Source organism: Microbacterium schleiferi (genome assembly GCF_015565955.1).
Taxonomy (GTDB): Bacteria; Actinomycetota; Actinomycetes; order Actinomycetales; family Microbacteriaceae; genus Microbacterium; species Microbacterium schleiferi_A.
In genome coordinates, this window is sequence record NZ_CP064760.1 from 2,559,166 (window position 1) to 2,570,952 (window position 11,787).

The following is an 11,787-nucleotide window of genomic DNA, read 5'->3' on the forward strand; positions in this document are numbered from 1 at the left end:
CGTCGGCGTCATGATCGGAATCATCGCGGCGCTTCTGCCGGTCACGCGCGTCGTTTCGCCCGGCGCGTGGGTCTGGGGCACGCTCGGGCTGTCGGCGGCAATCATGGTGACAGGATTCCTGCTGCGCCGCACCCGGATGTCGGCCATCGGCATCAGTGCCATCGAGCTGGCGCTCACGGTCGGTGTGGTCACTGTCGTGTTCTTGCGCGACACCGCACTGTGGGGAGTCCTCCCGGTCTTTGCGAGCGTCGATCAGGCAGCGAACCTGGTCGTCACAGCATCCGAGGAGATCTTTTACAGCGCGGCCCCCATGGTGCCCACCCCGGCGTTGAGTTTCATGATCGTGGGAGCGGCGGGTCTGTTCACGATTGCCGTTGACCACATCGCGCTCACAGCACGGATGCCGCTGCTGGCCGGTGTTGCCCTCTTCACCGTGTCGCTCATTCCCGCGCTTGCCGTTCCCAGTGCCGTCAATCTGTGGTCATTCGGGCTGCTCGCGGCGGCGATCCTGTTGTTGCTTCGCGCCGAAACCCGGGGCCGGGAGCCGCGGGTCGGGCGAGCCAGCGGCGCCTCCGCCGTCGCTGCGGGGATCGGCGCGCTCGCGCTGATTGCGACCCTGATCATCACACCCTCGCTCCCCCAACCGGCGCCTCGGGTCGCCTCGGGAAGCGGCACCGCGGGGATCGATGCGTCGCTGTCGCTCGGTCAGGATCTGCGCCGCCCCGAGCAGATCGAGGTGCTGCGGATGCGCTCGAGCGCGCCCCTGCCCCCGTACCTGCGGGTCGCGACCCTCAGCGAGTTCACGGGCGCCGTGTGGCAACCCGATCGCACGTGGGCACTCCCGCTGGACAGCGGCGGGGTGTTCGGCGATGTCGAGACAACTCCGGGTATCGAGGTGGCCGACTATCTCACCACGGTGGAGATCACCGACCTCTCGTCATCCTGGCTGCCCGTGCCTTTCCCGGCTGTGGGAGTGGACGGCCTGTCGGGATCGTGGAACGCGATGCCGTTGAACCGGACGGTCGTGGGTGAGAACGGCGCGACGCAGGGACAGTCGTACGTCGTTGAGACCAGCGTCCCCGAGCCGACGCTCGACCAGATCCGTGGCGCGGATGCCAACCCCAACCGGGTCCGGGACACGGCATCCGCCCTGCCCGAGAATCTGCCCGAGATCATCGCCAGCACTGCCGAAGAGATCACGGCAGGAACCACGAACGACTATGACGCGCTCATCGCCCTGCAGTCCTGGTTCCGAGGATCGGACTTCCGCTACTCCCTGGACGCTCCCGTCGAGCAGGGGTTCGACGGCTCGGGCGCGGATGCTGTCGCCGCCTTCCTCGAGGTGAAGTCCGGGTACTGCGTGCACTATGCCTCGGCGTTCGCGCTGATGGCGCGGACTCTCGACATGCCCTCCCGGATCGTGGTGGGCTACCTGCCGGGCGTGAACACCAGCACCGTCGTCGAGGGGCAGACCGTGCGCTCGGTGCTCAGCGGTCAGCTTCACGCGTGGCCCGAGGTGTACTTCGACGGGATCGGTTGGGTGGCGTTCGAACCCACCAACAGTCTCGGCACTGCCACGCGATTCGGCTCGGCCACGGATACGGCAGAGAATGACGCGACTGATCCCACCCCGACCGCCACGTCTGCTCCCTCGGCGACGCCGCAGCCCACGCGGTCGGCGCCTACCGACAATCTCGACACCTCGGATGCCTCGGCGGCCCTCCCCGCGCAGCGCAACCTCGTCGCGCTCGGGTGGGGAGCCGTCGCGGTGGGGCTGCTCGCTCTGCTGGCGGCGCCCGGTATCGTCGCGGAGCTGCGGCGTCGGCGGCTTCTCGCGGCGGCGGCAGCAGGCGATTCGGTCGCGGCGTGGACCGTCGTTCGCGACACGGCGGTCGATCTCGGCATCCGTGTCTCGGGGAGTGACACGCCACGCATGCTCGGCGAGCGGCTGGTCCGGGAACACGATGTCGACGCGGACGCGATGAATCTCGTGGTGTCGGCGATCGAACGTGCCTCGTATGCTCCCGCGGGGGTCGGCGTGGTGGCTCGCACGTCGGAGACAGCGGTCGGTACCGCTGCTGACCCTGCCGGGTCAGAGTCTCGCGAGCTCGCTACCGCGGCCCGCGACACCCGAACTCAGCTGATGCTCGCAGCGACGCCGGGACGCCGCTCGCTCGCCCTGATTGCGCCCCGTTCGCTGGTGTTCGGCCTCGTCGTCAGACAGAGATAGCGAACGCGGCGCCACGGCGGCCGAGGGAACCCTACGAAAAGGTCCTGAGCCGCGGCCCGCCCGTAGGCGGTGTCGCGACTCAGGACCATGGCGGTGACGGTGGGATTTGAACCCACGGTGCGCTTGCACGCACACACGACTTCCAATCGTGCTCCTTAGGCCGCTCAGACACGTCACCAGAACAGCCTGTCCATCGTACCCGATGCCCTTCTCCCGCCCAGACCAGCACAGACGCGAGGGACGTGTAACGGTTCGCCCCTCCGCGGACATGAACGACGTGTTGGGACCAAGATAGGAGCACCGATGAAGACCGTGTCCGAAACCGACCTTCTCGACGCCTTGCGCGCAGCGGACCCTGCGGCACAGGTCACGCTGACAGGCGCCGATGCGACAGCAGCCGTTCACCGGTCCCGCCCAGGGCGGCCGGAACGTCGCCGACGGCTGATCTGGGCGACGGCCCTCGCCGCCGTCGCCGTCGTCGGGATTCCCGTTGGAGCGGTCGCTATGGGGCTATCCGCGCGTACTGGCTGGTTTGGATCGCCCAATCCCGGCGATGACCGCGGGACCGTCGTAAGCACTGAGTCTGACGACACGGAGTGGCTCGACCTGGGCGCCGACGACCTCCCAGACGTCGTCGCCTCGCTCTATCCCGCGTGGCTACCACTCGCGCCCGGCGTCAGCGCGGACGCGCTCACTGCTCGCGTTACCGACACCATGGCGCAACAAAATGCACTCGCTCAAGAGACCCTGGTCCGCCGCACCTACGAATACCTGGCCTACCGGGACTGGATCGGAGCGTGGATCACCGCTTACGACACCGGAGACACCGCGGGACAGGCCAAGGCTGCCGCCGTCCTCACAGATGCCGCCGGCTGGCCCGCGATGGTCGAGACCGACGGCGGCGGCGTCACTGACATCATGCGGGCCTTCGCGGAGCGGATCGCCGCGGGAGACGCCGAAGCCGCGCAGGCTCTCGCCCAGATCGAGAACGCTCCCGGATGGGACGGCAACGACCGCTCCGCGCTCGGGGATGAGATCTACAACACCGTCCTCGGAGAGAACAAGTGAGCTCCGCAGACGCCATCACCGGCAGCATCCCCGCATCGGCCGATAATCTCCCGGCCACCGTGTTCGAAGCGACCGCACACAACGCTGACCGTGCCTTCGAAGCGGCGATCACCCCGCTCGTTCCCCTCCTACTGCGCTACTTCACGCGCCGCGTCACACCCGCCGACGACGCAGCCGACTGCACGTCGGAAACGCTTCTGGCCCTGTGGCGCCACCGCTCACGGCTGCCACAGTCCGAGGAAGAACGCCGCGCGTGGGCTTACGGGATCGCCCGAAAGGTGCTCGCCAACCACCAGCGTGGCCGCGTCCGACGCGCAATCGCAGACGATGCACTTCGCGCCGCGGCAGCCGTACCGGTTGCCCCCGTGCCCGATGAAGCCTTCACGGCCGCGGAGGCACTCACTCTGCTCACACCGCGTGACCAGGAACTGGTGCGCCTCGTCGTGTGGGAGGAACTCTCCGTCGCGGATGCCGGCCGAGCGCTCGGCATCCGCCCGGGAACAGCACGAACCCGCTACTCACGGGCACTCAGCCGGCTCCGCGAGACATACGCGATCCTCGACCAGTCCTGACCGTCTCGCCCGCGCCACGTGGCAAGAACCTAGGACTCCGACCTGATCCGCTCTGGCTGGTTGCCGCTCGTCGTGGAGTTGGTCCGACGCCCCGCAGTCAGCCAGAGCGCGGGGCCGACGACCGGAACGAAGAGGATCAGGAGGGCCCAGAGCAGCAGCAGTCCGGCCGGCAGCCGCCCGGCGGAGCGGACAAGCGCAATCAGCGCCACGACTGTCAGCGCGAGGGCAACGGCCGCGATCGCCGACCACGCGATGTCATATGCGGCGGGGAGGAGCGGATTGTGCGCGGCCATGCCTCGAACCTAGCCCGTTCCCGCGTCAGCGCTGCGCGTCGCGCGGCGGATTGTGCATGAACTCGATGCGGATGCCGTTGGCGTCCTCGACGAAGGATGCGTAGTAGCGGTCGGTGAACCGTGGATAGGTCTTCGGGTCGCGCACGGGCGTCCAGCCGGCGCCGACTGCGATCTCGTGGAGGCGGTCGACCTCGTCTCGGGAGGCCACCGCAAACGCCAGATGCTGCCAGCCGACCCGGCCGTGGCGGTGCGGACCCGTACCGGGCTCGCGCGCCGGGTAGAAGATGAGCTCGGACTCGCCCGGGCACGTCCAGAACACGATGCTGTCGGCATCCGATCGGGTGTACCCGAGCGCGAGCAGCACGGGCTCGAACTGGCTCGCCGCGGCGGGGACATCGTCGACAGTCAGGGCGATGTGGTCAAGCAGCGGCATGATCACGCCTCCCGGAGGATCTTCGACATCGCCTTGCCCTTGGCGAGTTCGTCGATGAGCTTGTCGAGGTATCGGATCTTCTGCATCAACGGATCCTCGATCTCTTCGACACGCACACCGCACACGACGCCGGTGATCGCCGAGACACGAGGGTTGAGCTCGGCATCCGCAAAGAACTCCTCGAACGTCGTCTGCTCGTCGCGGTGGCGCTCCAGCTCGCCCTCGTCGAAGCCGGTGAGCCACTCGATGATCTCGTCGACCTCCGCCTTCGTGCGTCCTTTGCGTTCGGCCTTCGCGACATAGAGGGGGTAGACCGAGGCGAAACTCGTCGTGAAGATGCGGTGCATGGTCAGATCGTAGACGCTCGGCTACCGGCGTCCCGAGGAGAAGACGACGGGAACGCCGAGCCATTCCCCGAGGTCGCGAATCTCTGCATCCACCATCTCCCGCTCCTCGTCGTCGAACGGGATCAGTTCATGGACCGCCGCCACGACGAGGCTCTCCTTCTTCTTGTCGAGCTCGGCATCCAGCAGACCGGCAAAGCGGTCACCGATGAGAATCGGATACACGAAGTAGCCGTAGATGCGCTGCGCCTTCGGCTTGAACTGTTCGAGGATGAACTCGAAGTCGAACAGTTCCACAAGCCGCGGCCGGTCGGTGAGCATCCGGTCGTAGGGGTTGAGGATCGCGACCCGACCCCCGGATCGTCATCGAGCGCGGCGAGCGCCTCAGGATCGACGCGCCACCTCCATGCACTGCCCTCCACCTCGGCAGATTCGCCGACGGTTCCGACGGGCGTCCACGACGACTTCTGCCGCGCAATCCCCGCTGCTTGCAGGCGTCGCTCCTGAAGACGGAGTTCGGCTTCCTCGACCGACACGACGCCAGCATCCTTGCCGTACAGCCGCTCCCCGAGATCCCAGACCCGCAGTCTGCCCTCGCGACCGACAACGGCCACCTCGCCCAGAACACCGAGCAGTTCCAGCATCCGCGGTACCTGATTCGAGCCGTACCAGCCGCTTTCGGTGCCGCGCTGCACGACGCTGGTGTCGGGGATCGCGGATGCCAGCAGCGGCCCCTCCGCGCGAAGTCGCGCGATGACATCACGACGGAACGCGTCGTTCGCGGCAAGGTACTCGCGCGAGGCGGCCCGCAGCTGTCGCGCACGCATCAGGGGGACCATGTGCGGCATGAGGCTCGAGGCGTAGAAGTGGCCGTCGAACTCAAACAGCGTCCGATCGTCTTCGACCGCCTTCTTCAGCTGGCCGGGTTCGTAGCCCCACCCGATGCGAGACCAGAACGCCGCCTGTTCGGCGGTTGTGATCGTCGCTGTCGGATCGATCTTGATACTGCCGAGCTGCTCGGCGACTTCGACGACATCGCCTGGACGGTCGGCATCCAGCAACTGGGCACGCACCGCGATCCGGCGCGCCTCGTCCCGACTGAGGCGATGCATGTCGCGAGCGTACTCCGCGCCGCCGACATCATCGTCCCTCGTCACGATCGCGAGCACCGCCCTCCTCGGGGGCACGAGCGCCGCGGCGGGCTCAGTGAGCGCCGAGAACCATGTACTTCTCCGGCGAGCGCACGCCCTCGAATCCGAACTGCGCGTACAGACCATGAGCGTCAGCTGTGGCAAGCATCACCCGGCGCACGCCGAGCGGTTCGACATCTGCGACCACGCCGGCCATGAGCGTCTTTCCGACACCGCTGCCTCGGACCTCGGGAGAGACGAACACATCGCACAACCAGGCAAAGGTTGCGCCATCCGTCACGATCCGCGCGTATCCCAGCTGCGCACCGGTCTCGGTGTCGTAGACGCCGTAGTTGCGAGAGTTATCGATCGCGACATCCTGCTGCTCGCGCGTGCGGCCCCGGGCCCAGTACGACAGGTCGCTCAGCCAGTGGTGAACCGTGACCCGATCAACTCGACGGGGATCGGCGGAGAACTCGTAGGTGGACACGGGGATATTCTCCCCGAACCCGCCTCGCGGATGAGCCCGGGCCGCACCGCCCGCCGGGCGGATCTGCGTCAGTGCGCAGCCTCGGGCTCGCGCTGAGCCCGCGCGAGCAACCGAACACCCCAGATCGCGCCTGCCCCGGCGATCGCGAAGACGACGAAGCTCCACGCGGGCGCTCCCGCTGCCTCATTCAGCAGCAGGATGCCGAGAGCCACGGCGACGCACGGATCGACCACGGTGAGCCCGGCCACGACTGTCTGCGGGTTGTTGTTGGTGTGAGCGGTCTGCACGAAGTAGATGGAGAGCGCACCGGCCACGCCGATACCGACGACGCAGGCGATCGTGAGGAGATTGGTGTTGTCCAGACCCAGGTTGTCGGAGTGCAACGCCGTCTGGATGCGTAGCAGCACCGTCTTGCCCAGCGTCGCCACGAATGCGGCATACAGGCCACCCAAGAGCACGTAGGCGAATGCCGGCGTGCCGCGGCGCCGTGTGAACAGCAATCCGACGAAGGTGACCAGCAGCACCGAGAGCAGGACGATCAGAACGGCGATCAACTCGCGGTCACTGATCGCTTTCTGCACGCTCACGGAAGCGGCGACCGAAACGAAGACGGTCAGGCTTCCCACACAGAGCACGATCGCGAGGATCTCGCGGAGGTTCGGCGCCTGGCGGGTGACGATCGCCGTGAGGATCGACGCAAAGACGAGCGCCACCACGCCGACCGGTTGCACCACGATGAGCGGCGCAAACGCGAGGGCTGCCAGCTGCGCGAGGATCGCCACGCCGAACACGACCGACCCCGCAAGCCAGACGGGGGTGCGTAGCAACGAGAGAATCTGCGAGACCCCGAGCCCGGCTTGGTGCGCCTGCGGGCGGGAGGCGACGCCGCGGGCTTGGAGAAAGTTGCCGACGGTGAGCAGGGCAGCCGAGACCACCGCGAGGGCGATACCGATGACGGGGAAGGACTCGAGGGTCGTCGACGTGTTCACGAGTCTCCCCCTCTCGGCTGTCCGCGGCGCACGCCGCGTGGCTCCCGTTCGCCCACAGTATTACGCCACTGGCGGCGAACGGCATTCCGGCGGCCGTCAGCGCACGGCCGATTCTTCTCGCAGAGCGCTCGCAACAGCCTCGCCGTGCTCCATGCGAGCCCGGCCTGCCCACCCCAGCAGCCACACCATCAACACCAGCTCACCGACGAAGGTCGCCATTGCCACGGAGAGCCCGAGTTCGACGGCGAGCGCCGTCAGCGTCCCGTCGATGACGTATCCAAGTCCGGCGATGCCGACCAGCACCCCGATCCACCGGGGAATCGCTCCCCGACGAATGCGGTGGCTCCCACGAGAACGAGGTGAACCCCGAACACGAACAGTCCGAGCTGCCAGATGGCCGCGAAAAGTGCCTCGTCAGAGGCACTCACGAGAATGCCAGCGGCTGCCACGAGCACGGCCGCATAGGTGATGCGCAGGACCACCGCGGTCCAGGCAAGGAGCGCACCCGCTCCTGAGAGGAAGGGATAGAGCCCGAGCGCGATGACGACGTCGAGTATCGCGACGACGGTGAAGATGAGCGCGGCGATGCCGAGCGCACCGGCGGGAAGCGCTGCCCCGGCAGCCATCGGCCCGAGCACCGTCATCATCGCCAGAGCGACACCAACCACCAGCGCGGTTCTTCGTTGAGTGGACATGAGATCTCCTTGTGTTCGTACGTTGTACCGTACAGCGTACAGTACAACGTACTATAGCGACCATGCGGCGTAGACTGCCCGCGTGACGTCTCCCCCCGCCCGCGCGCCGCGTAACACTCTCAGCCGCGATCGCATCATCGCCGCCGCGAAGAAGATCGCGGATGACGAGGGGCTCGATGCGGTCACGATCCGTCGCATCGCCGCAGAGCTCGGCGTCAAAGCGATGGCCGTGTACCACCACGTCACAAACAAAGACGAGATCCTCGACGAGCTGATCGATCTGGTCTTCAGCGAGGTTGAGGCTCCGGCAATCTCCGGGCCATGGCGAGACGAGCTGGCGCGCCGGTGCCGGTCGATGCGGGAGGCCCTCCGCCGCCACCCCTGGGCCGTCGGCCTCATGGAGACGAGGGGAACCCCGGGCCCCGCGAATCTCGCCGGGCACGAAGCCGTTCTCGGCGTGCTGCGCGCAGCAGGCTTCTCCATCCCAGCGACCGCCCATGCGTTCGCCATCCTCGATGCGTTCGTCTACGGGTTCGTCCTCCAGGAGACCATGCTCGACATCGTCGAGATCACCGAGATCGCCCCAGATTTCGCCGCCGCCATCAACCCCGCGCTCTTTCCACACCTCGCGGAAATAACCACGCAGCATGTCATGTCCGACGGCTACCGCTTCGCCGACTCTTTCGAGGTTGGCCTCACCCTCACCCTCGACGGCATCGGCCGCCTCCTCGACCCCGGGGAACTCGCAGCGCCCGCGTGAGTTCGCTGCCGTACGCGCCCGGGTCGGCCCTCCTCAGCGCTGTCGACCATTTATACCCCCAGGGGTATCATGAGAGCATGAATACCCCGTCCGGCAGTCCTCTCGCGACACTGCACCCCGCGTGGGGTGCGGTTCTGATGACCCTCTCCGGGGCATCCCTCCTGGCCCTGCGGGACCCCCTCGCAGCAACGGATGTCGATACCGCAGCGGGTCTCGTTCTCTTGGTGCTCGCCGAACTCGTCGGCGCCGGACTGACGGTGGCCTCGCTGGCGCGACTGGCGCGGCATCCGGCGGCATTTCGCGCCGACCTCGACAACCCGGGTATCGGAGCGATGATCGCGTCGTGGCCGGCGGGGCTCATGGTTCTCGCGCTCGCGGCCCTCGAGGCGGGGACGTCCGGTGCCGCCGACGGGACCACGGCGCTCGTCACGGCGATGATCCTCTTCGTCCCGGGCCTGCTGGGCACTCTCGCGCTCGGGTACATGTTCTACTCGCGGGTGATCGGTATCGCTGACGTTCCGCTTCCCGCCATGTCGGGCAACTGGTTCGTCCCCGTCGTGCCCCTGGTGCTGGTGCCGAGCATTCTCGTGCGCGCGCTCGCGTTGGGCTTGGGAGGCGACCCCGCGCAGTGGACCTTCGCAGCACTGGCCGGATGGGGAATCGGCTTCGGGCTCTTCCTGCTCCTGGCGGCGATCATCGGCAGCCGTCTGCTGCTTGCCGCCCCGCCGCCACCGCATCTCGCGCCGAGCTGGTGGGTGTGGCTCGCGCCACTGGGAGCCGGCGGGCTCGGCGTCATCGCCCTGGCCCGCATGGGATCCTCCGTGGAGGCAGTCTCGGGCTTGGCCGCGGTCGCAGTCCCCTGGCGAGCATCATGTGGGCGTTCGCCGCCTGGTGGATGCTGCTGGCGATCCGTGTGCTCTTCCGGGAGCGCCGGAGTCTGCACTTTCACATCGGCTGGTGGGGCTTCGGATTCCCGACCGCGGCCTTCGCGACCCTCACCCTGGAAGTCGGCCGGCTCTGGGCGATCGCGTGGCTCACACCGGTCGTCATCGCACTGTGGATTGCGCTCCTGCTCCTGATCGTCTGGCTCGCGTACAAGACGGTCCGCGGTGCCGTCGACGGCTCGTTATGGCGACGCTGATCACTCGGATGCCGCGGCCTGCGGATGTGGCATCCGCGCGGTGAGCACGCCGTCGTGGATCTCGAGCACCCGGTCGGCGCGCGCCACGATCGACGGGTCGTGAGTCGAAAGCAGGACCGCGACACCGTCCTCGTGCGCGATCGAGACGATGAGTTCGATCATCGCCTCGGCCGTGTGTGAATCGAGCTGACCCGTCGGTTCGTCGGCCAGCAGCACTCGCGGGGATGCCGCCAAAGCTCGCGCGATCGCGACGCGCTGGCGCTGCCCACCGGAGAGCTCTGCCGGGCGCTGGCTGGCGTGTCCGTCCAGACCCACCCGCTCGAGCAGCATCCGTACCCGCTCGTCACGAACGAGAGGCTCGGCACGCGCGATCCGCAGCGGAATCTCCACGTTCTCGGCGGCGGTGAGTGCGTCAAGCAGACCGAACGACTGAAAGATGAAGGCGACGTCCTCGCGCCTCAGGCGGTCGAGTTCGCGCTCCGAGGCATCCGTGATGACGACGTCTCCGACCCGCGCGGAACCACTCGAGGCCGCCTCGATGCCGCCGAGCACGTGCAAGAGAGTGGTCTTTCCCGCACCCGAGGGGCCGATGAGCACGACCAGCTCTCCCGGATAGAGCTTCAAAGACGCATCCACAAGCGCATGGACGTCGCCGGCAGGGGTGACATGGGTCACCGAGAGATCGGATGCGGTCACGACGGCATCCGCGAAGCGCTCAGCCATCGGCGCCCTCCTCCCCGACGGAGGACGGACGCGAGGCGCCGCCCTCGTGGCCCGGTCGCACGGCGACGTGGTCGACCTGGAGTTGCAGACGCACGCGATCTCTGAGGTCGAGACTCGTCATATAGCCGGCCGGCAACTGCATCCGCCCGACCCGGTCCAGCACGACGAACTCTTCGGCCATGGCGTGCTGACGCCCTTCGTCGTCCGTGTGCGTCCAGCGCAGCACCTCGCTCGAGGTGCGCCCGTCGCGGATCTGGACCGTGCGCTGCACATGCTCGGACACTGCCGGATCGTGCGTGACGATCAGCGCGGTGGTGCCCAGCTCAGCATTGACCCGCTCGAAGGTGCGCAACACCTCCACGGATGCCTCTTCGTCGAGATCACCGGTCGGTTCATCCGCCAGCAGCACCCGAGGCTCGTTGACCAGCGCGACCGCGATCGCCACGCGCTGCTGCTGCCCGCCCGAGAGCTCTGCGGGGTGACGCTCGGCGAGCTCGGCCGCGCCGACCAGCTCGAGCATGCGCCGCGCCCGCTCGTGCGCCCGAGGCCGCCGTCCGATGGCGGCAGCGAGCTCGACGTTCTCCAGAGCAGAGAGGTAGGGAAGGAGGTTTCGGGCAGTCTGCTGCCAGACGAAGCCGACCACATCGCGCCGATATGTGACACGATCCCGACTCGTCAGGGAGGGAAGATCGCGGCCAGCGACCACGGCCTTTCCTGCTGTGGGCATGTCGAGTCCGGACAGGATCGCCAGCAACGTCGACTTTCCCGAGCCGGACGCTCCCACGAGCGCGACCAGTTCGCCGCGACTGACGAACAGATCAAGTCCCTGCAGTGCCTGAACTTCGATGTCGGCAACGGCGAAGATCCGCACGAGGCCTTCGCACTGGATGTCGGGCTCACCCGAGGGCACTGGCGTCAT

15 protein-coding genes, 1 tRNA gene and 1 pseudogene are annotated in these 11,787 nt (G+C 67.5%); 6 read left to right on the top strand and 11 right to left on the bottom strand.

The genetic code is table 11. The annotated features are described in order from the left end of the window. Positions 1-10: 10 nt before the first annotated feature. Positions 11-2,230, top strand: a complete 2,220-nt coding sequence (locus IT882_RS12405; RefSeq protein WP_195692108.1) for a transglutaminaseTgpA domain-containing protein — start codon at positions 11-13, stop codon at positions 2,228-2,230. An 88-nt stretch (positions 2,231-2,318) separates the two neighbouring features. Here IT882_RS12405 and IT882_RS12410 read toward each other — a convergent pair. Beyond that, positions 2,319-2,408, bottom strand: a tRNA-Ser gene (locus IT882_RS12410). Positions 2,409-2,533: 125 nt separating this feature from the next. Between IT882_RS12410 and IT882_RS12415 the strand changes: the two genes are divergently transcribed. Then, on the top strand, positions 2,534-3,298 hold the full coding sequence (locus tag IT882_RS12415) for a hypothetical protein (RefSeq protein WP_195692109.1): 765 nt from the start codon (positions 2,534-2,536) through the stop codon (positions 3,296-3,298). Beyond that, positions 3,295-3,870, top strand: coding sequence for an RNA polymerase sigma factor (locus tag IT882_RS12420; protein ID WP_195692110.1), 576 nt, complete (start codon positions 3,295-3,297; stop codon positions 3,868-3,870). Before IT882_RS12415 ends, IT882_RS12420 begins: the two co-directional genes overlap by 4 nt. Before the next feature lie 29 nt (positions 3,871-3,899). On the opposite strand, the gene IT882_RS12425 is transcribed toward IT882_RS12420, so the two are convergent. From IT882_RS12425 to IT882_RS12460, 8 genes are all read right to left on the bottom strand, one after another. Then, positions 3,900-4,163: a PLDc N-terminal domain-containing protein gene (locus IT882_RS12425; protein WP_195692111.1), complete on the bottom strand. Its 264-nt coding sequence runs from the start codon at positions 4,161-4,163 to the stop codon at positions 3,900-3,902. Between the two features lie 25 nt (positions 4,164-4,188). Continuing rightward, the gene (locus tag IT882_RS12430) at positions 4,189-4,596 is read right to left on the bottom strand and encodes a VOC family protein (RefSeq protein ID WP_195692112.1); all 408 of its coding nucleotides are present in this window, start codon (positions 4,594-4,596) and stop codon (positions 4,189-4,191) included. A gap of 2 nt (positions 4,597-4,598) precedes the next feature. Then, positions 4,599-4,943, bottom strand: a complete 345-nt coding sequence (locus IT882_RS12435) for a DUF2200 domain-containing protein (RefSeq protein WP_195692113.1) — start codon at positions 4,941-4,943, stop codon at positions 4,599-4,601. A gap of 21 nt (positions 4,944-4,964) precedes the next feature. Beyond that, a complete protein-coding gene (locus IT882_RS16660) occupies positions 4,965-5,261 on the bottom strand; it encodes a DNA glycosylase AlkZ-like family protein (protein ID WP_229382113.1) in 297 nt (98 codons plus the stop codon). Positions 5,262-6,143: 882 nt separating this feature from the next. Continuing rightward, positions 6,144-6,560 (bottom strand): GNAT family N-acetyltransferase, encoded by a 417-nt coding sequence (locus IT882_RS12445; RefSeq protein WP_229382114.1) that lies wholly within the window; start codon positions 6,558-6,560, stop codon positions 6,144-6,146. A gap of 68 nt (positions 6,561-6,628) precedes the next feature. Continuing rightward, complete coding sequence (locus IT882_RS12450) at positions 6,629-7,549, bottom strand: DMT family transporter (protein ID WP_195692114.1); 921 nt, start codon at positions 7,547-7,549, stop codon at positions 6,629-6,631. Positions 7,550-7,645: 96 nt separating this feature from the next. After that, positions 7,646-7,852 (bottom strand): hypothetical protein, encoded by a 207-nt coding sequence (locus tag IT882_RS12455; RefSeq protein WP_229382115.1) that lies wholly within the window; start codon positions 7,850-7,852, stop codon positions 7,646-7,648. Beyond that, on the bottom strand, positions 7,804-8,244 hold the full coding sequence (locus IT882_RS12460) for a hypothetical protein (protein ID WP_195692115.1): 441 nt from the start codon (positions 8,242-8,244) through the stop codon (positions 7,804-7,806). Before IT882_RS12460 ends, IT882_RS12455 begins: the two co-directional genes overlap by 49 nt. 82 nt (positions 8,245-8,326) lie before the next feature. Here IT882_RS12460 and IT882_RS12465 point away from each other — a divergent pair, with 82 nt between their 5' ends. The 3 genes and pseudogenes from IT882_RS12465 (at position 8,327) to IT882_RS17400 (ending at position 10,145) form a co-directional block, all read left to right on the top strand. Further along, a complete protein-coding gene (locus IT882_RS12465; RefSeq protein ID WP_195692116.1) occupies positions 8,327-9,004 on the top strand; it encodes a TetR/AcrR family transcriptional regulator in 678 nt (225 codons plus the stop codon). A 77-nt stretch (positions 9,005-9,081) separates the two neighbouring features. After that, positions 9,082-9,813, top strand: a pseudogene (locus IT882_RS12470) (hypothetical protein); the annotation flags it as partial. Between the two features lie 86 nt (positions 9,814-9,899). Next, positions 9,900-10,145, top strand: coding sequence for a hypothetical protein (locus tag IT882_RS17400; protein ID WP_418887753.1), 246 nt, complete (start codon positions 9,900-9,902; stop codon positions 10,143-10,145). On the opposite strand, the gene IT882_RS12475 is transcribed toward IT882_RS17400, so the two are convergent. Both IT882_RS12475 and IT882_RS12480 read right to left on the bottom strand, forming a co-directional pair. After that, a complete protein-coding gene (locus IT882_RS12475) occupies positions 10,146-10,868 on the bottom strand; it encodes an ABC transporter ATP-binding protein (RefSeq protein ID WP_195692118.1) in 723 nt (240 codons plus the stop codon). Next, positions 10,861-11,787, bottom strand: a complete 927-nt coding sequence (locus IT882_RS12480; RefSeq protein ID WP_195692119.1) for an ABC transporter ATP-binding protein — start codon at positions 11,785-11,787, stop codon at positions 10,861-10,863. The genes IT882_RS12475 and IT882_RS12480 overlap by 8 nt, the downstream gene beginning before the upstream one ends.

Coding starts and splice junctions, on each gene's coding strand:
- IT882_RS12405 (WP_195692108.1), top strand. CDS start 11: ATGATCGGAATCATCGCGGCGCTTCTGCCGGTCACGCGCGTCGTTTCG.
- IT882_RS12415 (WP_195692109.1), top strand. CDS start 2,534: ATGAAGACCGTGTCCGAAACCGACCTTCTCGACGCCTTGCGCGCAGCG.
- IT882_RS12425 (WP_195692111.1), bottom strand. CDS start 4,163: ATGGCCGCGCACAATCCGCTCCTCCCCGCCGCATATGACATCGCGTGG.
- IT882_RS12430 (WP_195692112.1), bottom strand. CDS start 4,596: ATGCCGCTGCTTGACCACATCGCCCTGACTGTCGACGATGTCCCCGCC.
- IT882_RS12435 (WP_195692113.1), bottom strand. CDS start 4,943: ATGCACCGCATCTTCACGACGAGTTTCGCCTCGGTCTACCCCCTCTAT.
- IT882_RS16660 (WP_229382113.1), bottom strand. CDS start 5,261: ATGCTCACCGACCGGCCGCGGCTTGTGGAACTGTTCGACTTCGAGTTC.
- IT882_RS12460 (WP_195692115.1), bottom strand. CDS start 8,244: ATGTCCACTCAACGAAGAACCGCGCTGGTGGTTGGTGTCGCTCTGGCG.
- IT882_RS17400 (WP_418887753.1), top strand. CDS start 9,900: ATGCTGCTGGCGATCCGTGTGCTCTTCCGGGAGCGCCGGAGTCTGCAC.
- IT882_RS12475 (WP_195692118.1), bottom strand. CDS start 10,868: ATGGCTGAGCGCTTCGCGGATGCCGTCGTGACCGCATCCGATCTCTCG.
- IT882_RS12480 (WP_195692119.1), bottom strand. CDS start 11,787: ATGACGCCAGTGCCCTCGGGTGAGCCCGACATCCAGTGCGAAGGCCTC.